This is a genomic window from Tateyamaria sp. LSS28 (assembly GCF_059611725.1).
Genome location: NZ_JCAPFI010000003.1, coordinates 149418 through 173886 on the forward strand (window position 1 = coordinate 149418; position 24469 = coordinate 173886).

24 protein-coding genes are annotated in these 24469 nt (G+C 57.0%); 8 read left to right on the top strand and 16 right to left on the bottom strand.

Annotated elements, in window-relative coordinates:
• Positions 1-126 precede the first annotated feature (126 nt).
• Both AC53L6_RS09275 and AC53L6_RS09280 read right to left on the bottom strand, forming a co-directional pair.
• Positions 127-1953, bottom strand: a complete 1827-nt coding sequence (locus AC53L6_RS09275) for a sigma-54-dependent Fis family transcriptional regulator (RefSeq protein WP_299767975.1) — start codon at positions 1951-1953, stop codon at positions 127-129.
• A gap of 168 nt (positions 1954-2121) precedes the next feature.
• On the bottom strand, positions 2122-3639 hold the full coding sequence (locus AC53L6_RS09280; RefSeq protein WP_496907656.1) for an ABC-F family ATP-binding cassette domain-containing protein: 1518 nt from the start codon (positions 3637-3639) through the stop codon (positions 2122-2124).
• Between the two features lie 368 nt (positions 3640-4007).
• Here AC53L6_RS09280 and AC53L6_RS09285 point away from each other — a divergent pair, with 368 nt between their 5' ends.
• Positions 4008-4772, top strand: coding sequence for an SDR family oxidoreductase (locus AC53L6_RS09285; protein ID WP_496907657.1), 765 nt, complete (start codon positions 4008-4010; stop codon positions 4770-4772).
• Here the strand turns inward: AC53L6_RS09285 and AC53L6_RS09290 are convergent.
• Together AC53L6_RS09290 and AC53L6_RS09295 are read right to left on the bottom strand one after the other, a co-directional pair.
• On the bottom strand, positions 4769-5638 hold the full coding sequence (locus tag AC53L6_RS09290) for an acyl-CoA thioesterase (protein WP_496907658.1): 870 nt from the start codon (positions 5636-5638) through the stop codon (positions 4769-4771). The two genes, AC53L6_RS09285 and AC53L6_RS09290, sit on opposite strands and share 4 nt — an antisense overlap.
• A gap of 13 nt (positions 5639-5651) precedes the next feature.
• On the bottom strand, positions 5652-6860 hold the full coding sequence (locus tag AC53L6_RS09295) for a serine hydrolase domain-containing protein (RefSeq protein WP_496907659.1): 1209 nt from the start codon (positions 6858-6860) through the stop codon (positions 5652-5654).
• A 77-nt stretch (positions 6861-6937) separates the two neighbouring features.
• Here AC53L6_RS09295 and AC53L6_RS09300 point away from each other — a divergent pair, with 77 nt between their 5' ends.
• Positions 6938-7549 carry a glutathione S-transferase family protein gene (locus AC53L6_RS09300; RefSeq protein WP_496907660.1) on the top strand — a complete coding sequence of 204 codons (612 nt, stop codon included), beginning with the start codon at positions 6938-6940 and terminating at the stop codon, positions 7547-7549.
• 88 nt (positions 7550-7637) lie between these two features.
• Here the strand turns inward: AC53L6_RS09300 and AC53L6_RS09305 are convergent, their stop codons facing one another.
• From AC53L6_RS09305 to AC53L6_RS09350, 10 genes are all read right to left on the bottom strand, one after another.
• Positions 7638-8342, bottom strand: a complete 705-nt coding sequence (locus AC53L6_RS09305; RefSeq protein ID WP_366141795.1) for an ABC transporter ATP-binding protein — start codon at positions 8340-8342, stop codon at positions 7638-7640.
• Positions 8339-9094 (bottom strand): ABC transporter ATP-binding protein, encoded by a 756-nt coding sequence (locus AC53L6_RS09310; RefSeq protein WP_299197199.1) that lies wholly within the window; start codon positions 9092-9094, stop codon positions 8339-8341. Before AC53L6_RS09310 ends, AC53L6_RS09305 begins: the two co-directional genes overlap by 4 nt.
• Positions 9091-10389 (bottom strand): branched-chain amino acid ABC transporter permease, encoded by a 1299-nt coding sequence (locus AC53L6_RS09315; protein ID WP_299197239.1) that lies wholly within the window; start codon positions 10387-10389, stop codon positions 9091-9093. The genes AC53L6_RS09310 and AC53L6_RS09315 overlap by 4 nt, the downstream gene beginning before the upstream one ends.
• The gene (locus AC53L6_RS09320) at positions 10386-11405 is read right to left on the bottom strand and encodes a branched-chain amino acid ABC transporter permease (protein WP_496907661.1); all 1020 of its coding nucleotides are present in this window, start codon (positions 11403-11405) and stop codon (positions 10386-10388) included. The genes AC53L6_RS09315 and AC53L6_RS09320 overlap by 4 nt, the downstream gene beginning before the upstream one ends.
• Positions 11406-11479: 74 nt before the next feature.
• On the bottom strand, positions 11480-12721 hold the full coding sequence (locus AC53L6_RS09325) for a branched-chain amino acid ABC transporter substrate-binding protein (RefSeq protein WP_496907662.1): 1242 nt from the start codon (positions 12719-12721) through the stop codon (positions 11480-11482).
• Between the two features lie 183 nt (positions 12722-12904).
• Entirely contained in the window at positions 12905-13933 is a 1029-nt protein-coding gene (locus AC53L6_RS09330; RefSeq protein ID WP_496907663.1) for a phosphotransferase family protein, read from the bottom strand.
• Entirely contained in the window at positions 13933-14931 is a 999-nt protein-coding gene (locus tag AC53L6_RS09335) for an NAD(P)H-dependent flavin oxidoreductase (protein ID WP_496907664.1), read from the bottom strand. The genes AC53L6_RS09330 and AC53L6_RS09335 overlap by 1 nt, the downstream gene beginning before the upstream one ends.
• Positions 14932-14995: 64 nt before the next feature.
• The gene (locus tag AC53L6_RS09340) at positions 14996-16192 is read right to left on the bottom strand and encodes an acetyl-CoA C-acyltransferase (RefSeq protein WP_496907665.1); all 1197 of its coding nucleotides are present in this window, start codon (positions 16190-16192) and stop codon (positions 14996-14998) included.
• Positions 16193-16283: 91 nt separating this feature from the next.
• Complete coding sequence (locus AC53L6_RS09345) at positions 16284-17168, bottom strand: SDR family NAD(P)-dependent oxidoreductase (RefSeq protein ID WP_496907666.1); 885 nt, start codon at positions 17166-17168, stop codon at positions 16284-16286.
• Positions 17165-17989: an SDR family NAD(P)-dependent oxidoreductase gene (locus AC53L6_RS09350; protein WP_496907667.1), complete on the bottom strand. Its 825-nt coding sequence runs from the start codon at positions 17987-17989 to the stop codon at positions 17165-17167. The genes AC53L6_RS09345 and AC53L6_RS09350 overlap by 4 nt, the downstream gene beginning before the upstream one ends.
• Before the next feature lie 138 nt (positions 17990-18127).
• Here AC53L6_RS09350 and AC53L6_RS09355 point away from each other — a divergent pair, with 138 nt between their 5' ends.
• Positions 18128-19123, top strand: a complete 996-nt coding sequence (locus AC53L6_RS09355) for an NADPH:quinone oxidoreductase family protein (protein WP_496907668.1) — start codon at positions 18128-18130, stop codon at positions 19121-19123.
• Here the strand turns inward: AC53L6_RS09355 and AC53L6_RS09360 are convergent.
• Positions 19120-19782, bottom strand: a complete 663-nt coding sequence (locus AC53L6_RS09360; RefSeq protein WP_496907669.1) for a histidine phosphatase family protein — start codon at positions 19780-19782, stop codon at positions 19120-19122. The genes AC53L6_RS09355 and AC53L6_RS09360 overlap by 4 nt on opposite strands.
• Positions 19783-19808: 26 nt before the next feature.
• On the opposite strand from AC53L6_RS09360, the gene AC53L6_RS09365 reads away from it, so the two are divergent.
• From AC53L6_RS09365 to AC53L6_RS09385, 5 genes are all read left to right on the top strand, one after another.
• A complete protein-coding gene (locus AC53L6_RS09365; protein WP_496907670.1) occupies positions 19809-20810 on the top strand; it encodes an NADP-dependent oxidoreductase in 1002 nt (333 codons plus the stop codon).
• A complete protein-coding gene (locus tag AC53L6_RS09370; protein ID WP_496907671.1) occupies positions 20807-21277 on the top strand; it encodes a MaoC family dehydratase in 471 nt (156 codons plus the stop codon). The genes AC53L6_RS09365 and AC53L6_RS09370 overlap by 4 nt, the downstream gene beginning before the upstream one ends.
• Positions 21278-21339: 62 nt before the next feature.
• Positions 21340-21783 (top strand): type II 3-dehydroquinate dehydratase, encoded by a 444-nt coding sequence (gene aroQ, locus AC53L6_RS09375; protein WP_496907672.1) that lies wholly within the window; start codon positions 21340-21342, stop codon positions 21781-21783.
• Positions 21780-22529, top strand: a complete 750-nt coding sequence (locus tag AC53L6_RS09380) for a LuxR family transcriptional regulator (protein WP_299197437.1) — start codon at positions 21780-21782, stop codon at positions 22527-22529. Before aroQ ends, AC53L6_RS09380 begins: the two co-directional genes overlap by 4 nt.
• Positions 22529-23131: a histidine phosphatase family protein gene (locus AC53L6_RS09385; RefSeq protein ID WP_496907673.1), complete on the top strand. Its 603-nt coding sequence runs from the start codon at positions 22529-22531 to the stop codon at positions 23129-23131. Before AC53L6_RS09380 ends, AC53L6_RS09385 begins: the two co-directional genes overlap by 1 nt.
• Before the next feature lie 369 nt (positions 23132-23500).
• Here AC53L6_RS09385 and pip read toward each other — a convergent pair whose 3' ends face one another.
• Positions 23501-24412 (bottom strand): prolyl aminopeptidase, encoded by a 912-nt coding sequence (gene pip, locus AC53L6_RS09390; protein ID WP_496907674.1) that lies wholly within the window; start codon positions 24410-24412, stop codon positions 23501-23503.
• Positions 24413-24469: the final 57 nt, after the last annotated feature.

Below are 24469 nucleotides of genomic sequence, written 5' to 3' on the forward strand. Positions count from 1 at the left end.
CTCCTTCCAGTGTTTGAAGGCGATCATTGCTGGGGGTGTAGGAGAGGCCCATCCAAAGAGTGCTATCGCGCTGCGTCGCAGCGCAAATTGGGGTGAAATTGTGATGCAACGCCACACCCTGTGGCATCAAGGGCGTCTGATCCCGGCGCGTTTCATCTGTCTGTGGATCGTTGTTCTGTCCACGCCGCGCAAACGCGCTGCACGCGATATGTTCCATCCGCATTCGTCCAAACAGCGTTCAAGGTCTGCAATCCATCCCGCCGCAGAGTCAGCTTGCGGCTTTGTCACAGGCTTTGGGATGTGTTCAATGTCAATGAAACCATCGTCACTCAGAGCCATTGAGACACGCAGCGTGTTCTTCAGCTCTCTAATGTTTCCCGGCCAATTGCGGTTTCTGAGATGGGATCGAGCGCCGTCCGACATCGTGAATGTCTTTGGCGCCGCGATACCAGTCAGCCGCATGATCTTGTCGACAAGACCGTCAATGTCCGTACGGTCATCAAGGTCCGGAAGATCGAGACACGCCCCACCCAATCGAAATATCAAGTCGTCGCGCATATCGCATTCGGACAGTGTTACAGTGCTTGCTGAGATAATTTTGGCTTTGATGGCAATTGGGTTGGCGCCGCTTGTGGGCCGTATTCCATCGTCCGTGAGCGCACGGGCCAGACGCGCCTGAACGGTTGCCGGCATTTCATCTGCCGCATCGAGAAACAGCACACCATCCCGTGCGCGAGCAACAAGACCGCCATCACCGTTGTTGTCCCCAAAAAGAATAGTTTCCAAATGGCGCCCTGGGAAATCTGCGCATTGAACGACGACAAATGGAGCACGCTCATCACGTTTTTTGTGAATGGCGCGAGCCAGTCGCTCTTTTCCAGTTCCGCTCGAACCTGTAATCCAGATCGGCACGTCATTCGCTGCCAAGCGCTCTGCTTTGCTCAGCATCTGTTCAACCTCGGGGTCGCCACAATGCAAAGCCGCAAATGCATTCGACAGTTTTGCGGACAAAGGGAGTTTGCGGAGGCGGGTCGCAGGCTGAGGAGCTATTGCATGTGCATAGACGACATCACCCGATTTAAGGAACACACATCGTTCCCGTGTGAGACGGCTTCTGGAGAACGTGGGAAGGTCATCTATTTCAAGATCCAGAAATGAATTCAGTGACTTTCCAACGACCGCACTGCCCACAGGGCCGGACAAAATGCGTTGAGCCTGTCGCGTAGCACCAATGATCGTTCCAGAATTATCGATGGCCAGTGCACCATCTGGGTCCACATCCACAAACTCCGGTCGTCGAGAAAAACGCAGTACCCAATTCGTTCTCATTTCGGCCATCAGATTGGCAAGTTCAATGCGTCGTGCCGCTGTCTTGACCATATGCAACGCCAATGCTTGTGTCGCCTTTGGCTGTGGAGACCGCAGCAACGATACGTCCAGAACAGCAGCCAGACTGCCACTGAGATCATAAATGGGGGCAGCACTGCAACTCAGCGGAACGTGATGCAGATCAAAGTGATCTTCCTGATGAACTGTCACCGCTCGGCCAGTCGCGATGCAGGCCCCTATGCCATTGGTCCCCGATTGTGCTTCGGACCATGACGACCCGAGAAACAATCCCGACGCACGAAGATCGTCTTCAAAATTTGCGTCCCCAAAATAGTCGACGGTGACGCCTTGTGCATCCGTGAGCAACAAGACGTAATTTTGGCTTGCAACCTGCCGGAACAACTCTTCCAACCCGGACCGTGCAATTGAGGTCAATCGTTCAGCCTGCTGCTGATGATGTCGGAGTTGGCGTTCCGGCAGAATATACGCTGGCGTTGGTTTGGTTGGATCAAGCCCGTGCTGTTCGATACATCTGCGCCATGACGCAACGACAAAGTCGTCGCGTTGCACTGGGCGTTCCGACAGAGCGGCTTCAATCTCTTTGATATGTTCTACTGCAGACATCGTTTCCTCCAAAACGGTTCTGCTCTCGACCTCCGTGTCAGGATATTGTCTGTGGCGCGTTTGTCCAATGCGGCGATGCCGCCGGTGCTTTAGCGAACAGGCGGATCGACATCGCCGTGTGGCTACGGATGCGCCTCTTGTGCAGGATCACACGACATCAACCGTGATTTATGGTGTTTGCATTTCGGCGTTGAGGAAGTCGTCCGGGCTATCGACCTCTTGCAAAGCCTGTCCTTGAATACACCAAAACCGGTTGCCTACATTTCGCAAAAAGCGCCTATCATGGCTGACCAGCAGGCATGATGTCTCGTGATCGATCAGTTCGTTCTCCAACGCCTCCTGACCGTCGATATCCAGATGGTTCGTAGGCTCATCCAAGAGATAGAAATTGGGGGCTTTCAGGCGAAGCACCAACATGGTCAGCCGCGCCTTCTGCCCACCGGACAGGGCTCCAATCCTTGTATCCTGCATCTGATAGCTGACGCCCGCACCGGCCAATACCCCCCGCGCCCGTTGATCACCGATGTCGAAGTTGTGTGTCACAGCGCGCATGGGTGTATTGTCGTCTGAAAGCTGGCTGAGATGCTGATCAGAATACCCGGCGACGGCAGATGCCGCGCATCTAATTGTTGTGTCTTCACCGTCCAAAGCGCGTGCGATCATCTTGACCATTTGGGTCTTGCCCGCACCGTTCGCCCCCAACAACACGACCCGATCACCCGGCGATATCCATTTCTTTCCGGTTCTGTATAGCAACCTATTGTCTGGGGTTTTGACTACAACGTCATCAAGGGCAATCAATGCTTTGGCGTGCGTTCCGCTGTTCGATAGCTTGATGTCTCCTGCGTTTTTACCCTTATGCGCAGGTCTTGCGGCGGCTTCTATTTTGTTAGCCCGCTCGGTCAGCTGCTTTGTCTTGGTCAACAGCAGATCAGAGCCGGAATTCACACCTACATTCTTCAACTTCGCCGCCTGCTTCCGTAGCTGCTGCGCCTTGTTTAGATCATTGGCAAACCGACGCGCGTCCGCAATGTCGGCTTCTTGAAGGGCCGCGCGGGCAGCCGAAAACGGCAACGCAAAGAAGCGCGACTGCTCTGGGCGCAAGAACAGCGTGCCATTGGTCACAGCATCCAGGAATGCCCGGTCATGCGAAGTCATCAACACTGGCAAATCACTGGGCAACGCGGCCATCCAGCTCTCAAGGCCAGCGATACGCTGCAAATCCAAATGGTTGGTGGGCTCGTCCAGCAGCAACAAACCCGGCTCGTTGACCCAGGCAGCCGCAAGCATCGCCATGCGTTGCCACCCGCCACTAAGCTCTGCCAGTGATCTGTGTTGGAACTCATATGGAACGGACAAATCATTCAGCACCACGTCGACACGCCAGCTTTCATAATCAACCTGTTCAGATGGAAGCTCCGCCAATACCCAATCATACATCGTGTAGGACAACGCATGTGTTGGAAGGTCTTGCCTTACAAAGCCAATGCGCAACCCACGGGCCCGCGTGATTTCGCCGCTGGTTTGGTCAATCTCCCCGGCAAGACAGGACAGAAGTGTCGACTTTCCGCTGCCGTTTTGCGCAACCAGACCGATGCGGTTGCCTTTGGAAATTGTGAAGTTGAGGTCAGAAAAGAGCGTATTGCTCAGCGTTACTGCCAGAGCGTTTGAATGCAGGATAGCCATAGGAATCTCGGAACACGGAATGGGTGCCGCAGCGCGGCTTTGGGCAGACCGGGTGGTGAGATTACCTTTGGTCAGCCCTGCAAACGAATTTACAGGGCGACGCGGGGACCATGCTGAAGTCGACGTGTGATGCGCATGCTCAGCTTGTGCCCTCCCATTGTGACTGTGTTTCTCGGACTACGACACTAACGCCCATTCGCCCATTTGGCAAACATCTGCTTTGACATACACCGACTGACCGGCGGAAGGTATCAGACGCCAAGCAACGGCCTACTCCAACAATCGCTAACAGCCTGACTTGGCATCAAAACCGATGCGACTTACTGTGTGATAGTGCCTCATTCGACGCACCGGCATCGAGGTTGCTCATGGATATCAAAGACAAGATTATCGTCGTCACCGGTGCAGCCGGAGGTATAGGCCGTGCACTCTGTTATGCGTTTGCAAATGAGGGTGCCAAACACATCATTTGCGCTGACCGTGATATCGCAGGCTCCGAGGAAACCTCGAATAAAATCAAAGGCACAGCGGCAAAAGTTGATGTCGCAAACGAGGAACAGATCAAGTCCCTGATAGAAACAACCGAAGCGTCTGTCGGCCCGATCGACATCTTCTGCTCCAACGCAGGTGTTTTGGTCGAAGGTGGCGCAGAGGCGCCAGATGCAGACTGGCAACGTTTGTGGGATATCAACGTGATGGCGCATGTCTGGGCGGCACGGCACGTTGTGCCGCGCATGACAGAGCGTGGCGGCGGTTATCTGCTGAACACCGCTTCTGCTGCCGGTCTTCTGAACCAGATTGGATCAGCTCCATACGGTGTGACAAAGCACGCGGCCGTGGGACTTGCCGAATGGTTGGCCATCACGCATGGCGATGCCGGTATCAAGGTATCGGTCTTGTGCCCCCAAGCGGTTCGCACCGCAATGACCGAAGGTCACGAAGACCATGTAGCAGCCATAGACGGAATGCTTGAACCCGAAGATGCCGCGCGTGCCTGTGTCGACGCCATCCGGGATGAGACATTTCTGGTTCTACCGCACGCGAACGTACTCAAGTACATGCAGCTCAAGACGGGGGATTATGACCGTTGGATTGCTGGCATGCAAAAATTGAACCGCGCTTATAGCGGTTAACTCTTCGGCGTGATTGGACGAATAAGCCCTTCTTGCGCAACCGATGCGACCAGCGTTCCGTTCTTGTCGTAGATCATGCCGCGGTTAAAGCCCCTGCCTTTGCCTGACCACGGACTGTCCATGGTGTACAAGTGCCAGTCACAGAATTCCGCAGGCGCATGGAACCACACGGCATGATCAAGACTGGCCGCCATCACACGCCCAGTGAACCAGGTTTGTCCGTGGCGCCGCAATGCCGTCCCCAATAGGTTCAGATCCGACGCATAGGCCAGAAGGCAATGTTGCAATTGCGGACTGATCCCGCGCGCCGCAGCCATGCGGAACCAAAGGTGACTGCGGTCATCCATCGGGTCCGGCGCGAAGAAATCACGCGGCGCAACCTCTCGGATATCAATCGGACGCGGGCGCAGGAACTCTTCATGGAACTTCTCAGGTATCCGATCCACCACGGCTTCGCGCAGCGTTGTACGGTCGGACAGGTGGTCCGGACCTTCTACATCCGGCATGGGGTGTTGATGCGACCAGCCGTCCTCATCCGCGTGAAAGGACGCAGACATGTTCAGGATCTGCCGCCCATGCTGGATTGCCACGACGCGCCGCGTCGTAAAGCTTCCGCCATCCCGCGCGCGATCAACCTGATAGATCACCGGGATGGACGGATCGCCCGGACGGATAAAGTAGGCATGTAACGAATGGCACAACCGGTCCTCGACTGTGCGATAAGCTGCCGCCAATGCCTGCCCGATCACCTGACCGCCAAAAATACGCGTGGGTGTCTCGCCACCCTGCCCGGTTCCACGGAACAAATCGACTTCAAGCCGCTCTACGGCGAGAAGGTCCAACAACGTCTGATGTGCATCTGTCATGGATTTTTTCCTGTCACATCAATGCGCCATGCACCAGCGCTTTGAGTTCGGCCCGCGCCGGGTAGCTGGAGGACGGGCTGAGTTGGGTGAAGAAGACGACGCTTACATCATGTACACGGTCGACCCAGAAGAACGTAGATGCCATACCACCCCAGCTGAAATCACCAATCGACGAAGGTACGCGGCTGCGGGCCGGGTCGACAACGACCGCACCGCCAATCCCAAACCCCATGCCGTCCATCGGTTGTTCGGCAAAGCTCGCGGGGCCAAGGCTGGCGATATCTCCGGGCAAATGGTTCGACATCATGAAATCGGCCGTCGACGGTGATATCAGCCCCTGCCCTCGGTTCCGCAAGCATTCGGCGAACGACATGTAATCGTCGATTGTCCCGACCAGGCCGCCGCCGCCACTGAAACAGGTGGTGCGCCGGAACGGAGAGTTTGCAGCAGCATCAAAAAGCCTGAGCGAACTGTCACCGTTTGTAGCAGCGTTCAAGTCCATGGCATCCCAGGCCAGCGGAGTATACAGGCTGGCAAAACGGTCAAGCGTTCCATCCGAAACCGAGAACCAGGTGTCCCCCATACCCAGTGGGTCCAGCACCCGTTCGCGAAAGACTTGATCAAGCGCCTGGCCGGTGACCACCTCGATCACTCGGCCAATCACATCGATACCAACCGAATACTCCCAACGCTGCCCGGGTTCAAAAGCCAGCGGCAGTCCGGCAAGTTCGTCACATTGTTCGGCCAACGTGCCCGCTGCGGGTTTAAACAGCAAATCCTGCTCTGCCATCGCCTCTGGCAGAACACCCGGATTGAATGGGTAACTCAAACCAGATCGATGAGTGAGCAAGTGGTGCAAAGTGGGGGTGACACAGGGTTTGGTTTGCGACAGATCAACCGCCCCGGGCCGAAGGGCACGCATATCGGAAAACGCGGGTAGAAAACGGGACAGCGGCGCATCCAGATGCAGCAAGCCTTCTTCAACCAACATCAGGAGGATCAGCGACGTGATTGGTTTGGTCATCGAATAGATGCGCGCCACAGTGTTCCGATCAAAAGCAGCCCCGGTTTCAAGATCCCGCACACCGGATTGAGCGTAACAAACTTCCTTTCCGTGCTGACGGATTAGGACAGACAAGCCTGCAAATCTCTGGTCGGATGTATAGCGATCTGCCCAATTCTGAAAACGGGCAAGGCGGCGTGAATCTAGCGTCAGTGACATATCGCCACGATACGGGGCCTTGCCGCCTTGCCAAGACAAAAGACTGGGGAATAGCCTGAAACCAAGGGAGGATCTCAATGCTCAAGCTTTACTTTGCACCGCGCAGCCGGGCGATACGTGTGGCATGGCTGCTGGAGGAGATGGGCCTCGATTATGAGCTTGTGTCCTACGCACTCGGTGATCCTTCCATGCGCAGCCCTGAATACCGCGCTGACATTCATCCCATGGGCCGCGTGCCGGTGCTGGTTGATGGCGATGTGCAGATCATGGAAAGCGGCGCGATCCTTGAATACCTGCTCACACGCCATGGCGACGGTCGATTTCGACCGGCTGAGAGCAGCGCAGATTATCCCACCTATTTGCAATGGCTGCATTACTCTGAGGGGATGCTGATGCCGCAGGTGAACAGTTACATGGTCGAAACATTCTTCTTGCCGCCCGAACGGCAGTCCAAAATCCATGCCAAACGCGCGAAAAAGCTGCTTGGACAGATGTTGGTGCCCGTCGATGCCGCTCTGGACAGTCGGGACTATCTGGCTGGTGACTTTTCTGCAGCTGACATCATGACAGGATCGGCGGCGATTACTGCAAAAGGTATTGGCATCGACATGTCTCAGATGCCGCAGTTGGCTCAGTACGTTGATCGACTGACGACACGGTCAGCGTACAAAAAGGCCGCTGCACTTTAGTCCGAAGGCAGCGACGCTACATCGACATTCTGGGGTCGCTACGTCCGCCCGGCTGCCGCCCCCGTTGATATTTTCGCTCAGAAGATAGTCAGACTTCCAACCACTCCTTACGGATGTCATCACGTGCTTTCAATTCTGCGGGTGTGCCTTCAAACACGACCTGCCCATGTCCCATGACATAGACGCGGTGCGCGATATCCAAGGCGATGGACAGTTTTTGTTCGACAAGCAGTGTTGCAATCCCTCGTGCCGCAATCTCCTGCAGCAGTTGTGCGACCCGTTGCACCATTTGCGGCGATAGACCTTCCGTCGGTTCGTCAATCATCACGAGGTCCGGATCGCCCATCAATGTCCGACACATGGTCAGCATCTGCTGCTCGCCACCTGACAGCACAGATGCCTCGACATCAGCCCGGTGTGCAAGGTTTTCGAACATGTCGAACATGTCCTGCATCGACCAACGTCCCTGCCCATCCTTTTGACCGGGTTTGAGGCCCAAGATCAGGTTCTGACGGGTTGTGAGCCCCGGAAAGATATCCCGGTTTTCGGGCACGTACCCAATCCCGAGATTGGCAACCTCGTAGGCTTTCTTGCCCGCAATCTCCTGCCCGCGGAACTTCACCGAACCATGCGGTTCCACTTCCCCCATCACAGCCTTGCACGTGGTCGAGCGCCCCACCCCGTTTCGGCCCAGCAGCGCAACAATCTCTCCCTCGGCGATCTGGATATTAACGCCCTGGAGGATATGGGACTTGCCGTAATAGGCATGCAGGTCAGCAACATCGAGCATCAGTGCGTCTCCAATGCTTCGCCAAGGTACGCTTCCTGAACCTTGGTGTTTGCGCGAACGGCTTCAGGTGTGCCGGTCGCGATGATTTCGCCGTAGACCAATACCGATATCTGATCTGCAAGGCCAAAGACGACGCCCATATCATGCTCAACCATGATCAATGTCTTCCCCGTTGTCACGGTGCGGATCAAATCGACGATGTAGTCGGTTTCCGAATGGCTCATCCCGGCGGTGGGTTCGTCCAGCATAATCACATCTGCACCACCGGCTATCGTAATTCCGATCTCCAACGCGCGTTGCTCGGCGTAGCTGAGCACACCCGCGGGCAGATCGCGGCGGGCCGTCAGGTTGATCTGGTCGAGGATTTCATCGGTCCCTTCCGTCAGTGCGCGGGAGCGCCCAACCATGGACCAGAAGTTATAGCGGTATCCCATGGACCACAGCAACGAACAGCGAACATTTTCAAACACTGTCATCTTGGGGAAGATGTTAGTGATCTGAAAACTGCGGGACAGACCCATACGGTTGATCTCGAAGGGCGCCTTGCCAGCGAGGTCCTGACCGTGAAGGCGGATGGCGCCCTCGGTCTGGGGAAAACGACCAGTGATCAAGTTGAACAGGGTCGACTTGCCCGCGCCGTTAGGTCCGATGATCGCGTGTCGTTCACCCTTGCCGATGCTGAGGTCCACACCGCGAATGATCTCGGTTTGGCCAAAGGACTTCTTGAGTCCGTCTAGTTCCAGCGCGGCGCTCATCGTGGGGCTCCGTCGGGAGTGTTGGCATCATTCCACGCCTCGGCCAGTGCGGGTGCCGTGGCGCGCACGATGCCAAAGCCGATCAGAGTGACAGCGATCGCGACAATCCAAGGCAGCATGGTGTGACTGTCGAATGTGATCCAATAAAGGGTCATGCTATGATCGCCCGCACTTGCATGACGCAGATGGAACGTCATCTCGATCAGCGCGGCGGCCCCCAAGCATCCAACGGCACCAGCCCCTAGCGTCTTGAGGTAGGGTATGCCTAGCCGACCCAGCTTGCCAAGGCGCATGGCTGGCACATGCATCATGATCAGCCCTGCGAGCCCACCGGGAAAAAACATCACCGTCACGACAAAGACGATGCCAAGATAAAACCCCCACAGTTCGGTTTGCAGGCTCAGCACGGTCTGCACCAAGGTGAACACTATGGCGCCCAGAATAGGTCCAAAGAAGAAACCGACACCGCCCAAGAAGGTGGCAAGCAGGATGAGCCCGGACTGCGTGGTGTTCAAGTTTTCTTCGGTCAATATCTCGTAGTTGACGGCAAAAAGCGCGCCCGCGACCCCTGCGAAAAAACCGGATGCGACAAAGGAAAAGAAGCGGACCCAGCGCGCGGAATAGCCCAGAAATTCGGCCCGCTCGGGGTTGTCGCGTACGGCGTTCGCCATACGGCCGAGCGGAGTGCGGGAGTAAAGATACATCAATGCAGCAGATATCAAGAGCCATGCAGCGATCAGGTAGTAGACCTCAATCTGTTGCAAAAATTCGACACCGAAGAACGGCATGCCGTAAGTGCGGTCGCCCGATATCCCCTCTTCGCCACCGAAAAAGGCGACGATGATGACGGAACAGGCCGCTATCAGCTCACCCACGCCAAGGGAGATCATGGCAAAGACTGTGCCCGCCTTGCGGGTTGAAAAGCTTCCGACGATGGTCGCCAGTCCCATCCCCATGAGCCCGCCAAAGATAGGCAGAAGGGGCAGCGGGATACCGGCAAAGAAGTCATCCATGTTCATGATGTGAACACAGGCGAACCCACCGACACCGGCGTAGACTGCGTGACCGAAGGACAGCATGCCGCCCTGCCCCAGCAGCATGTTGTATGCCAGCGCAAAGATGATCGTGATGGCCATCTGGTTCATGATGGTTATGGCAGAATTGGCCGTAAAAATGAACGGCAGAACCATCAGCAATACTGCTGCGATCCCCCACGGCACCAGTGGGATGACCATGGAGCCGGCGCGCATCCGTTGTGCTGGTTTTGACGGGTCTGAGGTGAACTGATCTGTCATGCGTCACGCTTTCCGAACAGGCCATAAGGACGGAAAATCAGGATCAAAACCATAAGGATGTAGGGCAGGATGTCCGCAATCTGCGGGCTGGTGATCGACCATAAATCACGCCACGCGCTGTCCCAGATCGGTTCGGGTTTGGTAAAGCCTGCCCATGTGAGCAGGTCTTCCATCCGCAGATTGTAAGCTTTGGAAAAGGTGGTGATCCAACCGATGAGCAAAGAAGCGACAAGCGCGCCCCAAAGCGAGCCCAGCCCGCCAATGACGATTGTGACGAAGACGATTGAGCCAAGGACAAAGGCCATACCCGGGAATGTGCCCAGCACGGGCCCAGCGATGACGCCAGCCACACCAGCCAGCGCCGTACCGACGCCAAACACACCCATGAAGATCAACGGCACATTGTGCCCCAAAGCCTCGACCGTTTTGGGATATGTCAGGGCAGCCTGGATAATCATGCCAACGCGTGTCCGCGTCAGGACGTAAAGCAATCCAATGAAGATCGCGATCGAAATGAAGATCATGAAGATCTTGTAGGCAGGGATGGAATTGCCCGCGATGGAGAACGCGGTGAATTGCAGGATTTCGGGCGTGGCATAGGGCATCTGGTTCTTGCCCCAGATGAACTGAACCACCTCTTCGATCAGCAACGCGAGTCCGAAGGTAAAGATCAGCTCTGGCACGTGGCCATATTGGTGCACACGCCTAAGCCCATAGCGTTCCACACCTGCTCCGAGCACACCAACAACAAGCGGCGCGATGAGCAAGCCCATCCAGAAACCGATATACAGACTGATCTGGAAGGCGAAATATGCGCCCAGCATGTAGAAACTGGCATGGGCAAAGTTGAGCACGCCCATCATGGAAAAGATCAGCGTCAGACCAGCCGACAGCATGAAAAGCAGCAGGCCGGTCACAAGTCCATCGATCAGATTGACGAGGATAAGGTCCATATCAGGCGTGATCCCAATGCCGCTTGCGCGACGCGATTTCTGTTTGAGTTTGAGGGGTTCCACCCCTCAAACTCCCCGTGGTATTTTTGGTCAGAAGAAAATGCGGGGCCAACGAAACGCGGCCCCACTGGATCAAGTTACGGGCGGCGCATCTTGCAGCTTGTGGGGCTGTCGGCCGCGGCCATCTCGACCGTTTTTACCACCTTTACGCCGAAGCCGGAATTGTCGTGGTCGTACACCACGTCATCGGTATGCTCCATAATGTGGACGTTCTGGATCAGCTGGTGATCGCTTTCGCGCATCATCAAATTGCCGCCCCAAAGGCTCTCGTGCTCCATTCCGGCAAGTGCATAGGCCACCGGCACAACGTCATCAGCGCTACCAGCCTCATTGATTGCCTTCGCCAGCATCTCGATGACGTTGGTGATACGGGCCTGGCTCAAATTGCCGTCAGGGTACTTGGCCTTGAACGCTTGAATATACTCTGAAGCGCGGTCATTTGGCGGCGGATTCAATTGCCCTTCGGCGACAAGCCGTAGGCTTCCGACCCCCGCATCTCCGAAAGCTGCGGTGATCCCGTCGGCGGCCGCGTAGTAGGTATATATCGGTCCAGTGAACCCGTTCTCCAGCACGGATTTGCCAAGCCCCACCATGTCAGCACCCCAGTTGCCCGTGATGACCGCATCCGCCTCGGAGGCAACGATCTTGCGGCTGTATGGGGTGAAGTCCTTGACCTTACCGATGGGGTGCAGCTCGTTCCCGACAATTTCGATTTCCGGGGCCTTTTCGCCCAGATACTTTACAGCAGCAGCCGCAACGGCTTTGCCGAAGCTGTAGTCCTGACCAATGATGTAAACTTTTTCAATCGCATCGTTGCTGACTATACTGTCAGTCAGCGCGTCCATCTTGATGTCCGCATTAGCGTCGAAGCGGAAATGCCAGAAGTTGCATTTGTCGTTTGTCAGCGCTGGATCAACCGCTGAATAGTTCAGGAACAAAACCCTGTCGTCCGGATTGCGGCGGTTGTGCTTGTTGATCGCTTCCGTGAGCGCATTGGCGACGCCCGACGAATTGCCCTGTGCGATGTAGCGAATGCCCTGATCAATCGCGACCTGCAACTGGATCAGTGATTCCTTGGGGCTGATCTTGTTATCAAAGGCGACAATCTCGAACATGTCGCCATCCAGGACGCCGCCGTTCTTGTTCACCAATTCTTCGGCAGCGAACTCATATTGGTGCAGGCCGTTGGTGCCTGTCCCGGCGAAGGGGCCGGACAAAGGGTCAATGAAAGCGATTTTGATCGTGTCAGCACCAGCTGCAAACGTGCTGGCGGCCAAAGTAAGGGCAGTGGTCAACCCAAGCATTGTGGTAGTGCGCATGATGTTCCTCCCTAGGACGCGGACCGCCAGGGCGGCCTCTTTCGGGCCAGTTTACGAGGCGGGATAGATCCAGCGTTGCACAGGTACAGGATAAGTCAAGCGTCTAGGTTGAATCCGGGCGCGCGATTGCCACACGTTAATAATTCTTAATGTATAGCTTTATAAAAGCGCGATAAGGCTATGTTATTGATCACTTTCTAGGGCTTTCAATCCGTTGTCAGCAAACACAGGAACAAACGCGCCCAGTTGCATGGCCCGTTCCGGGTTGGACGCATTTCCGTCAATGGCTCGTTTCAGCACCCCCTGAATGATCGCCCCCATGCGAAAAAAACAAAACGCGACGTAGAAACCGAACCGGTCGACGCGATCCAAACCCCGTCTTTCGCAATATGCCCCAACAAATTCTGCATCAGACGGCAGCCCCAAACTGGCGCGATCTACGCCCATCAATCCGCGGCCCTGCGGTCCAGCGGGCAACTGCCATTGCATGATGACCGATGCCAGATCTGCATAAGGGTGGCCGATTGTGCTTAACTCCCAATCCAGCACCGCCAGACAACGCGTGCCCTCGGTTTCGAAGATCATGTTGTCGATGCGATAGTCACCGTGCACCAGCGTACGCTGGCCATCATCTTCGGGCATGTCAGCCTCAAGTCGCTCAATCAAGCTGTTCATCGACGGGATATTCTGGGTTTCGGATGCGCGATACTGCTTTGTCCAGCGCCCAACCTGCCGCTCCAAATAGTGACCGGGCGGGCCATAATCCGACAGTCCGACCGCCTCGATATCAACCTCGTGCAGCGCGGCCAAAACGCGGTTCATATCTGTGATGATTGCCGACCGATCCTCATTGTTCACCCCGTCCATGGTCGGTTCGTTGAAGTTCCTGCCTGCGACATGATCCATCACGTAAAAGTCCGAACCGATGACGGATGGATCCTGGCATAAAACATGCATTTTCGCGACCGGCACGTCTGAACCATGTAGCGCCTTTTGCACCCGAAACTCTCGATCCACAGCATGAGCCGATTTCAAAAGTTGACCTGGAGGCTTGCGGCGCAGAACATAGTTCCCCGCATTCGTCTGCAAAAGAAAAGTTGGGTTGGATTGGCCCCCCGCGAACTTTGTCGCCTCGATGGCTTTGTCAAACCCTGGCAACTTGTCTTTGAGAAAGGAAGCCACAGCGGCTGTATCAAGCGTTTGGGTGTCCATCACAGTTTTCCTAAAGAGTCCTGCGCCAGTCGTGCCTGGGCTTCCGCATATTCGCTGGCGATCCTGTCAACAATTGCGGCTGCGGGTCCTATCGAGGTAACGGCCCCCACCCCCTGTCCAGAGCCCCAAATCGTCTTCCAGGCCTTGGGCTTTGACGACCCCGAAGAGAAGTTCATCGATGCCGCGTCTGCGGTGGGTAAGTTGTCGGGATCCATACCAGCCGCCTCAACCGAACCACGCAGGTAATTGCCCCACACCCCAGTAAACAGAGAGGAATAGACGATATCCTCAGCGCCGGCGTCCACAATCATGTCCTTGTATCCCTGCACCGCGTTTGCTTCGTCTGTCGCAATAAAAGGCGAGCCGACATAACCAAAATCGGCACCTAACGCGCGGGCCGCTAGCAATGCTTCACCCGTAGCGATGGCGCCAGATAGGGCCACTGGACCATCAAACCATTCGCGGATCTCGCGGATCAAGGCAAACGGCGATTGTTGGCCCGCGTGACCGCCCGCCCCCGCGGCGACAGCGACAAGACCATCGGCCCCCTTGTCGATCGCCTTGCGGGCAAACGTGTTGTTGATGATGTCATGCAGGACGACGCCTCCGCACGAATGCGCGGCCTCGTTCACTTCGACCCGTGCGCCCAGTGACGTGATCCAGATTGGCACTTTGTGCCGGACGCAAATCTCCAGGTCGCGCTCCAGCCGTCCGTTCGACCTGTGCACAATCTGGTTGACGGCAAAGGGGGCAGCGGGTGTGTCGGGATTGGCCTGGTTGTGGCGGTCAAGCTCTTCTGAAATCTGGGTCAGCCATGCATCCAGCAGCGGTGGCTCGCCCTCATCTTCGCGTGCATTCAGCGCAGGGAACGATCCGACAATACCTGCCTTGCATTGAGCAATCACCAGCTCGGGCACCGAAATGATGAACAATGGGGCCGCGATCATAGGAATGCGGAGGCCCTGCAACGCCGTTGGCAACTTGTCCTGCCGTGTCATTTGTTTGTCCATCGCCCAGCCTGTTGTTTCCCCAAAAGATCTCGACCACTCAAAGATGTGGTGCTCAAAGTACCTCGAACAGGCCAGCCGCGCCCATGCCGCCACCAACACACATGGTGCACACCACATGTTTGGCTCCGCGCCGCTTGCCTTCGATCAAAGCATGGCCGACCATCCGCGCACCCGACATGCCGTAGGGATGCCCGATCGAGATGGCACCGCCGTTCACATTCAACAGCTCATCCGGAATGCCAAGCGTGTCCCGGCAATACAGCACCTGAACGGCAAAGGCCTCGTTCAGCTCCCACAGACCGATGTCGTCCATCGTGACCCCATGCGCCTCAAGCAGGCGCGGCACCGCAAAGACCGGGCCAATACCCATCTCGTCCGGCTCACAACCTGCAGCCATCACACCGACACACCGACCAAGCGGGGCCAGCCCCTTCTTTTCGGCCATCGACGCTTCCATGACAACGGCGGCAGACGCACCATCCGACAACTGCGATGCATTGCCGGCCGTGATGTACTCGCCTTGTGCCACGTGAATACCATTTGAAAACACAGGTTTGAGACCCGCAACATTTTCATATGTAGTTCCGGGGCGATTGCCCTCGTCCTTGTCTAGGGTGACTTCATGCTCCGAAATCGCCTTGGTTTCCTTGTCCTGAAACTTCATCACCGTTGTGATGGGCACGATCTCGTCCGCAAACTTGCCAGCCTCTTGGGCGGCGGCGGTGCGGGCCTGGGACTGTACCGCGTAGCGGTCTTGGGCTGCGCGGCTAATGCCATACCGATCAGCGACAGTTTCTGCCGTTTCCAGCATGGTCATGTAGATTTCCGGCTTCTTCGCCTTGAGCCACGGGTCGCCATGTGCCCTCATCTCAGGGGTCTGAACCATCGACACGGATTCGACCCCACCGCCAATGACCACATCCATCCCATCGTGCACCACCTGCTTGGAGGCCGTCGCAATGGCCATCATGCCGGACGCACATTGCCGGTCCACACTCATGCCTGCCACTGTCACAGGCAGTCCGGCCCGAATGGCCGCCTGCCGCGCAATGTTGCTGGCAGTGTGCCCCTGCTGCAGCGCCGCCCCAAGGATCACGTCCTGCACTTCGCCCCCCTCAATACCAGCGCGTTTGACCGCATGTTCGATCGCGTGCGCTGAAAGGGCCTGGGGCGTCGTCGCGTTGAACGCCCCACGATACGCTTTGCCGATGGGGGTACGAGCGGTAGAGACGATGACAGCGTCGCGCATTTATCTGGTCCTTGCTTGGTTTAGGAGAATTGGACCCGGGCGCTTCCTCGGCCCCCGGAGTTTACTTGGCAAGATGAAGGAGCATTGCCCGCTACCAGTCAAGATCGACCCCTTTGGCCTTCGCTGCCCGCAACGCGTATTTGCGGGTTTGTGCAAAAGCGTTTTCCAATGGTTCGGCGCCTGAAGGATCGGTGATTTCAGACCATGCAGCGGCAACCGCCTCAGGCGTGATGTCGCCTTCGATCAACGTGCCCTGGGTTTCGGTGATTTGAGTTACCGCGAACGTACCTCCTCCCGCTGACAGGATCGTGCGGCTTGGGGCATCCCGACTGACAAGATGCAGCACACCGGGTGTGATTGTTCCTGGCTGAAGCAGATCAAGCGCCACCTGCGGCAGCAGCCCCTGGGTCATTGCGGTTGCGGCAGTGGGGGCCAGGGTGTTCACCCGGATGTCGTCCCGCGCGCCTTCAAGGTGCAGCACATTCATCAAACCAACCATACCGGCCTTGGCCGCCCCATAGTTGGACTGACCAAAATTGCCATAAAGCCCTGAACCGGACGCCGTCAGCACGATGCGCCCATATCCTTGGCTGCGCATGATCCGCCAAACCGCGTGGCAGCACTGCGCTGTTCCTATCAAGTGCACATCGATCACCTTGGCGAAGTCATCCATGTCCATCTTGGCAAAGGTCTTGTCCCGCAGAATGCCGGCGTTGTTGATCAGGATGTCGATCCGCCCCCAGCGATCCATGACCTGCGCAACCATATCACTGACAGCGCCCGCATCTGAGACGTCTGCCGCGATGGCCATGGCCTGCCCGCCCGCCGCTTCAATTTCCGAAACCACTGAAGAGGCGTCGCCCATATCATTTACAACGACACCCGCACCGCGCTCAGCCAGCCCCAGAGCATGGGAGCGGCCTAAGCCTGCTCCGGCGCCAGTCACAATAGCAACCTGATCGTCGAAGCGGATCATCCCTCCAGCGCCGCACGGAACAGGTTTGGCCCTGACATGACCTGAATGCCTCCGGATACCGGCAGGATTGCACCTGTCAAATAGGCACCGCCCTGCCCGCACAGGAATTGCATGCAACCAGCAATATCCTCATCTCGGCCGACGCGCCCCAGCGGCACATCCGCACCAACCTTGTCGCGCATATCTTCGTCAGCCGTGGCGAAAGCGGTCATCTTGCTGACAAATGGCCCCGGCGCCAGTGCGTTCACGGTCACATGGTGCCCAGCCAGTTCCTTGGCCATGATCTTGGTCATATGCAGCACCGCCGCCTTGGACGCGGCATAGGAATACGCCCCATCGCCCAGTGGCGCATCGCCCATGACCGACCCAACGTTAACCACGCGCGCCGGGTCATCGGCAGTCGCACTCTTGATCAGTATCGGCAACAGGCTTTGCGTAAGGTGAAACAGCCCCGCCACGTTGACATTCATGACCTTTTCCCACGCCTGATGTGGGAACTGTCCCATGGGTGCGCCCCAGGTGACACCGGAATTGTTCATGAGGATATGCAGCTTGTCGGTGCGCTTGGACACCTCGGCGACCAGCGCTGCAATCCCTTCTTCACTGCCGACGTCCCCTGCAAACCCTTCGGCGGAACCCTGCGCATCCATGGCGTTCAGTTCGGCCGCCACGGCCTCGCAAGCCTCACCTTTGCGACTTGCGATCAGAACACGGGCGCCCGCCATCATCAGACCGGTAGCGGCCATCCGCCCAATGCCGGTCGCACCACCGGTGACCAGAGCCACCTTTCCATCCAATGAAAAAAGGGTTTTGGGATCCATGGCTCTCTCCTCCGATCTGCGGGCTACCGTAACGTCGCCCGGTCCACGGCTTTACAGCCGCGCCTCCTCAACTGCAGGATGTGACAAAGGCAGGCACATTGCACCCCTGCCGTAACGTCATGGGTGGGAGGACCCGATATGCACGCCATGCTCAGCACCGCACCCGGTGGCCCTGAAACGCTGGAATGGACCGGACAGCCAACTCCCGAACCAAAGAAGGGAGAAGTGCGGATCGCGGTGAAGGCTGCGGGCGTCAACTTCCCCGACACATTGATCATTCGTGATCTTTATCAGGTCAAACCCCCACGCCCCTTTGCCCCCGGCGGCGAGGTGTCCGGTGTTGTCGAAGCGCTGGGTGATGGCGTGTCGCATCTGGCGGTCGGCGACCGTGTTCTGGCCATGACCGGCTTTGGTGGTTTCACCACCCACCTCTGTGCCCCCGTAACATCTTGTGTGAAAATTCCGGACGACATGCCGTTTGATGAGGCCGCGTGCTTCATTTTCACATACGGTACGTCCCACTACGCGTTGAAAAACCGAGGGGAGTTGAAGGAAGGCGAGACTCTTCTCATTCTTGGCGCGGCTGGTGGCGTTGGTGCGGCAGCCATCGAGCTTGGCAAAGCGGCAGGTGCCCGTGTGATCGCCGCTGTGAGTTCACAGGAAAAAGCGCAGTTTTGCCGCGATCTGGGCGCTGACGATGCAATCATTTACCCGCGCGAGATGGACCGCGACGCGCAAAAGGCCCTTTCGGCCGAGATCAAGAAAGTTGCAGGTTCAGAAGGTGTGCACGTGGCCTATGACGCCGTGGGAGGCGACTATGCCGAACCGGTGATCCGCTCGATGGCTTGGGGCGGCCGGTTCCTGGTCGTTGGGTTTCCGGCCGGTATTCCGGCCATCCCGTTGAATCTAGCCCTGCTAAAATCGTGTCAGATCGTCGGCGTGTTCTGGGGCGCATCAATCTATCGCGATCCCAAGGGTCATATGCAGAACATCACGGAACTCTTTGAAATGTACGGAAAAGGGAAAGTAAAGCCGCACATCTCTGCCAGTTTCCCAATGCAGGACGCGGCCAAAGCACTGGAGTTGATCGCCGACCGCAAGGTGCAAGGCAAGGTCGTGCTTACAAACGACTAGAGGTGATCCAGGTGCTGCGTTTCATTGAAACCCCGGACGATCATACGTTCGCCATGGATCACAAGGCGGCTGATCGACCCGTTGGCAGCGCCAAGGAATGCGAACGGCTCGGAACCTGTTGCCATCGCAAGAGCTGCACCGATCACGCCGCCATGGACAAATATCGCGACTCGCTGGTTCGCGTGCGCTGCCGCGACGCCCAACAAACCTCTGCGCACCCGGCCAAAAAACGCATCACGCGTCTCTGCCCCGGGAATCGGCGACCAATCCTGCGTGTCCCTGACACGTTGATAGATCGGGTCTCCCTCCGCCGCCTTGATGCGATACAAGCCACCATCCCAGTCACCAAGGTTCACCTCATGCAAATCGGGATTCTCGATCGGGGTCATATTCAAATGTTGCGCCAACGGTGCAGCCGTTTGATGTGTACGCATCAACTTCGTCACATAAAGCGCTGCAAAAATTTCACCTTTCAGACGCTCACCAACAGCCGACGCCTGCCGCTCGCCCTGCGGATGCAAAGGCGGGTCACCGCTGCCATCCTTCATCGGAAAACTCACGCCGGAACGCGCTGGCGCGCTTTCCCCATGCCGTATCAGAAACAAGTCAGCCGCTCCCTCGGGCGGCGCGTAAACGGGTTGGCGGTATTCTTTCGTCATGCCCCCTCATACACAGGAGCCATACTATGACCAACCGCCAGATTGTCGTCGCTAGCCTGCCTCAGGGTGCACTTGGCCCTGAACACTTCGAGCTACAGGAGGCGGCAATGTCCGCGCTACAGGATGGCGAAGTGCTCCTGCGCACCATCCTGATGAGCATCGACGCCGCCAACCGGTCGTGGATGCAAGGCGCAACCTACCGCGACGCGGTGAATGCGGGCGACCCAATGCCCACCTATTCAATCTGCGAGGTAATGGAGAGTAAATCGCCCCGCATCGGCCCCGGCGACATTGTCGCGGCAGAGAGTGTTTGGGCCGACCATGTCATCCGCCCTGCCCACAAGTTGCAAAAACTGCCAAAGATCCAGCCGCTCAGCCACCTGCTGAGCGTTTATGGTATTGCAGGCAAGACAGCATTCCACGGTCTGATGCAGATTGGTCAACCTTTGGCTGGCGAAACCATCGTGGTGAGCGCTGCCGCAGGATCCGTTGGTGGTTATGTTGGTCAGATCGGCAAGGCCCTTGGCTGCCGCGTCGTCGGAATCGCCGGAGGACCGGAGAAATGCGCATTTGTCACAGACAATCTCGGTTTCGACGCCTGCATCGACTACCGGGCGGGCGGCGTGTTCAAAGCCCTCAAGGCAGCTTGTCCGAATGGCATCGATGTTTATTTCGATAATGTGGGCGGAGACATTCTTGAAGCCACATTGGCCCTCATGAACGAACGTGGTCGCGTTGTATGCTGTGGCGCAATCAGCCAATATGACACGACCAATCCAACCGGCCCCCGCAACCTGCCCGGCGTTGTTGTTGTCAAACGCTTGCGTATGGAGGGGTTCATCGTCATGGACTTCGCGCGCGACGACGCCAAAGCAACACGCGCTTTGCAAGCCTGGGTCCAGCAAGGAAAGATCAAGGTCACCGAGGATATCGTCGAAGGTCTGGAAAACGCCCCCAAGGCCCTGATCGGCCTCTTGAACGGGGACAATACTGGCAAGCGCATGGTGCGAGTGGGTGCCGATCCATGAGCATCAACGCGGCGCTGGATATCCTGACGCAACAGATCGGGGCTGAGGTTGGCGTATCAAACTGGATCAAGGTCGATCAGGACATGATCGACCAGTTTGCTGTTACAACACATGATGATCAGTGGATTCATATCGACCCGGCACGGGCCAAGGGAACACCCTTTGGCAGCACAATTGCCCATGGCTTCCTGACACTCAGCTTGGCATCGCGTTTCGCATACGACTGCTTTCCTCTCATGCCCGGGCAAGTCATGGGAATAAACTACGGCTTCAATCGCCTACGATTCCTCGCCGTTGTGCGGCCCGGCAACCAGTTGCGAGGACGTTTCACACTCAACGACGTTCAAAAACGGAACGAAAGTGAACTGTTGCGCACCATGGCCCTGACGATCGACATCGATGGCTCGGAAACGCCAGCACTTGTTGCAGAATGGCTCGGATTGGCGGTCTTTGACCAATCGGCTTAACCCTGCACTGGACAGATATAGGGCAGAGTGGATAACACCGTCATAAATCTAAGGTTTTTCCCATGACTTCTGTTCTGGTCCTTAACGGTCCCAATCTGAATCTGCTCGGCACCCGTCAGCCCGAGATTTATGGCGCAACCACCCTGCGCCAGGTCGAACAGCTATGCCGCGAGTACGCTGCGAAGAATGGCTATGACGTCACATGCACCCAATCCAACCACGAAGGTGCCCTTGTTGATACCATTCACGCCGCGAAAGGAACGCATGACGGTATTGTTCTCAATGCCGGTGCCTACACCCATACGTCCATCGCATTGCACGATGCGATCCTTGGAACCGAATTGCCGGTCGTCGAACTGCACCTCAGCAATATCCACGCGCGCGAAGCATTCCGCCACAACAGCTATATTGCGCCGGTGGCCGTCGGGATGATTTGCGGCTTTGGCGTTGCGGGGTATACTCTGGCTCTGGACGCGTTGATAGGACACCTTGGGGGGCGGACTTGAAAAGCTATCTGCACAGGTTGTCAAACTGTCAAACCATAGAGGAACTGTGGGAAGCCCATTCGCGCAGGATGGCCGAATACGGGTTTGACAGATTGATCTATGGCTTCACCCGCTACCGCTCGGGCAATTCGCTGGGTGATCCCGAAGATTTCATCATCCTCACAAACCACGACCGCGCCTACACGGATACATTTCTTGGCGAACAGCATTATGTCCACGCCCCCATGGTCAACTGGGCTTTGAACAACGAAGGGGCGTGCAGCTGGGGTATCCTGGCGCAGATGCAATCCTCTGAAACGCTGAGCAAGTCAGAACAGCGCGTGCTTGAATTCAACTATTCCATGGGTGTGACTGTGGGATACACGATCAGCTTCAAGTCGGTCTCGGCCCGTTCAAAAGGTGCAATCGCCCTGACCGCGCGTGAGGGCATGACGCAGGAAGAAGTCGATGCCGTGTGGGCCCAACATGGGCGCGACATTCACCTTATGAACAATGTGGCGCACCTTAAGATTCTCACCCTGCCCTATACGGCACCCAATCGATCCCTGACCAAACGCCAGCGCGAAGCTCTGGAGTGGGTCGGCGACGGCAAAACAATGCAGGATATTGCAGTTCTGATGGGGCTGACATCGGCGACGGTGGAAAAACATCTTCGCCTTGCACGGGAGGCGCTGGCGGTGGAAACCACAGCCCAAGCCGTCCTGAAGGCGGCATTCGCAAATCAGATGTTTATCCTCGAAGCATAATGGCTCATTCCGCGCGACTGATGTATCTGAGCCATCCGCAGGTTCTGATAGATCCCGACGTACCGATCACCGAGTGGTCACTGAACGATGTAGGCCAAGCGCGGATCAACGCACTCGCCCAAATTGCTCACGATAGGCTGAAGGGCACGCACTCGGTTTTTTCCAGCCCCGAGCGCAAAGCACGTGACGCAGCACACCCACTTGCTTCTGCCTTGGGACTGGACGTCATCATCGCCGAAGACAGCTACGAAAATGACCGTTCTGCCACAGGTTACTTGCCCCCGACCGAGTTCGAAACCACTGCGGACACATTCTTTGCCAACCCCACGCAGTCAATCCGGGGCTGGGAATGCGCGCAAGATGCCCAAGATCGCATTCTGACCAGCGTGCAAAACATGGCGCGGACGGCGCCGCCCGGGGACATCCTGGTCGTAGGACACGGTGCGGTTGGCTCGCTTCTGTATTGCGCTTGCGCTAATACACCAATCAGCCGTGACCATGATCAAGGCCCCGGAGGAGGTGGCAACGTGATGGTTTTTGACCGCGCGAATCTGCAGGTCCGATCGCACTGGCAGCCTTTGGAACAAGCCTTCGAAATCTGATCAAATGCGGTCGTTCGGTCATTTTCTGTGTATGACTGCCCAAAAAAGATACAAAAACACAACTCAGAGACGAGCTGGTGAAATTTTTGACCATTGGGTAAGGAATCCCCCACTTTGCTAACACGTCGTAAATTTGGCATTGTAGGCGTGTTCCGTGAGTGGTGGCTTTAGCCAGGGAACAGCGAAACGGACCTCTCGCGATTACGAGGGCACTGCGTTTCGACCGGATCTTCCGGACCCGGCTCGCCTGTGTATTTTTCAGCAGGTGGGTCGGACTTTGTAGCGTCCACGTGTCTCATCCCCGTGGCCAAGGACGCCGACAAACGGGCGGGATTGCGACCCCAAACGCGATCTCGCCCACCTTTGCCTTCAGAGCACCAATGAATCCGTCGCTGAACGGATGGCCCGGACCATCTCTTTGTCCAAGGCGGAATGGGTCGTGCCATCCAGCACCCGCAAGGTCGCCGCCGGCCAAACTTGATCCAATTCCCACGGCGCGCGCAACGGGCAAGACGGATCAAACCGGCTGTGGATCATGGTACACGGGACGTGCGCGATGGTCCCGACATTCCGCAGCAATTGATCGTCGTCCATCCAAGCCCCATGGGCAAAATAATGCGTAACGATCCGCGCAAACCCCAGCCGAAAGGACGGGTCGGAATAACGGGACCCCGGCGTGTGAATATCTCCACCAAAGATCCCGGTCTCCCACTGGCACCACGCATCCGCGGCCGACTGCGCACGGACAGGATCTTGCAACAGCTCAGCATAGGCACGTATACGCTCCACCGTCGCCTCGGGGGCCATGCTCACCTCCGGCACGGCTGCACAAAACTCCTTGTATGCTTCGGGAAACATGTTCCCCACATCCCCATACAACCAACGCAAGTCTCGCTCCGCCGTTGTTGCCACCCCCGCCAGAACCAGCGCCCGCACGCGCGTGGGATGGGCCTGTGCATAGGCCAAGGCCAACGTCGCCCCCCATGATCCGCCAAACAGCACCCAAGCATCCACGCCCAGATGGGCACGCAGCATTTCGATGTCGGCAATCAGATGCTGTGTCGTGTTGGCGTCCAAAGCGTCCAGCGTTTCGGAGGCCAGAGGCGTTGACCGACCACAACCGCGCTGATCCAGCAGGGTCACGCGGTATCGCGACAGATCAAACAGATCATAGTGTCCCGGCTTGCAGCCAGATCCGGGCCCACCATGCAACACAAGGGCATCTGCGCCCTGCCCGGCCTGTTCAAACCACAGCCGGTGACCATCGCCCACATCCAGCATAAACATCCCCTCCAACGCAAAACGGCACGCCACAATGGGCGCGCCGTTTCACATTCA

Bases quoted from the DNA above. Each gene is read 5' to 3' on its own strand.
- AC53L6_RS09275 (WP_299767975.1), bottom strand. From the start codon at position 1,953: ATGTCTGCAGTAGAACATATCAAAGAGATTGAAGCCGCTCTGTCGGAA.
- AC53L6_RS09280 (WP_496907656.1), bottom strand. From the start codon at position 3,639: ATGGCTATCCTGCATTCAAACGCTCTGGCAGTAACGCTGAGCAATACG.
- AC53L6_RS09285 (WP_496907657.1), top strand. From the start codon at position 4,008: ATGGATATCAAAGACAAGATTATCGTCGTCACCGGTGCAGCCGGAGGT.
- AC53L6_RS09290 (WP_496907658.1), bottom strand. From the start codon at position 5,638: ATGACAGATGCACATCAGACGTTGTTGGACCTTCTCGCCGTAGAGCGG.
- AC53L6_RS09295 (WP_496907659.1), bottom strand. From the start codon at position 6,860: ATGTCACTGACGCTAGATTCACGCCGCCTTGCCCGTTTTCAGAATTGG.
- AC53L6_RS09300 (WP_496907660.1), top strand. From the start codon at position 6,938: ATGCTCAAGCTTTACTTTGCACCGCGCAGCCGGGCGATACGTGTGGCA.
- AC53L6_RS09310 (WP_299197199.1), bottom strand. From the start codon at position 9,094: ATGAGCGCCGCGCTGGAACTAGACGGACTCAAGAAGTCCTTTGGCCAA.
- AC53L6_RS09315 (WP_299197239.1), bottom strand. From the start codon at position 10,389: ATGACAGATCAGTTCACCTCAGACCCGTCAAAACCAGCACAACGGATG.
- AC53L6_RS09325 (WP_496907662.1), bottom strand. From the start codon at position 12,721: ATGCGCACTACCACAATGCTTGGGTTGACCACTGCCCTTACTTTGGCC.
- AC53L6_RS09330 (WP_496907663.1), bottom strand. From the start codon at position 13,933: ATGGACACCCAAACGCTTGATACAGCCGCTGTGGCTTCCTTTCTCAAA.
- AC53L6_RS09335 (WP_496907664.1), bottom strand. From the start codon at position 14,931: ATGACACGGCAGGACAAGTTGCCAACGGCGTTGCAGGGCCTCCGCATT.
- AC53L6_RS09340 (WP_496907665.1), bottom strand. From the start codon at position 16,192: ATGCGCGACGCTGTCATCGTCTCTACCGCTCGTACCCCCATCGGCAAA.
- AC53L6_RS09345 (WP_496907666.1), bottom strand. From the start codon at position 17,168: ATGATCCGCTTCGACGATCAGGTTGCTATTGTGACTGGCGCCGGAGCA.
- AC53L6_RS09350 (WP_496907667.1), bottom strand. From the start codon at position 17,989: ATGGATCCCAAAACCCTTTTTTCATTGGATGGAAAGGTGGCTCTGGTC.
- AC53L6_RS09355 (WP_496907668.1), top strand. From the start codon at position 18,128: ATGCACGCCATGCTCAGCACCGCACCCGGTGGCCCTGAAACGCTGGAA.
- AC53L6_RS09360 (WP_496907669.1), bottom strand. From the start codon at position 19,782: ATGACGAAAGAATACCGCCAACCCGTTTACGCGCCGCCCGAGGGAGCG.
- AC53L6_RS09365 (WP_496907670.1), top strand. From the start codon at position 19,809: ATGACCAACCGCCAGATTGTCGTCGCTAGCCTGCCTCAGGGTGCACTT.
- AC53L6_RS09370 (WP_496907671.1), top strand. From the start codon at position 20,807: ATGAGCATCAACGCGGCGCTGGATATCCTGACGCAACAGATCGGGGCT.
- aroQ (WP_496907672.1), top strand. From the start codon at position 21,340: ATGACTTCTGTTCTGGTCCTTAACGGTCCCAATCTGAATCTGCTCGGC.
- AC53L6_RS09385 (WP_496907673.1), top strand. From the start codon at position 22,529: ATGGCTCATTCCGCGCGACTGATGTATCTGAGCCATCCGCAGGTTCTG.
- pip (WP_496907674.1), bottom strand. From the start codon at position 24,412: ATGCTGGATGTGGGCGATGGTCACCGGCTGTGGTTTGAACAGGCCGGG.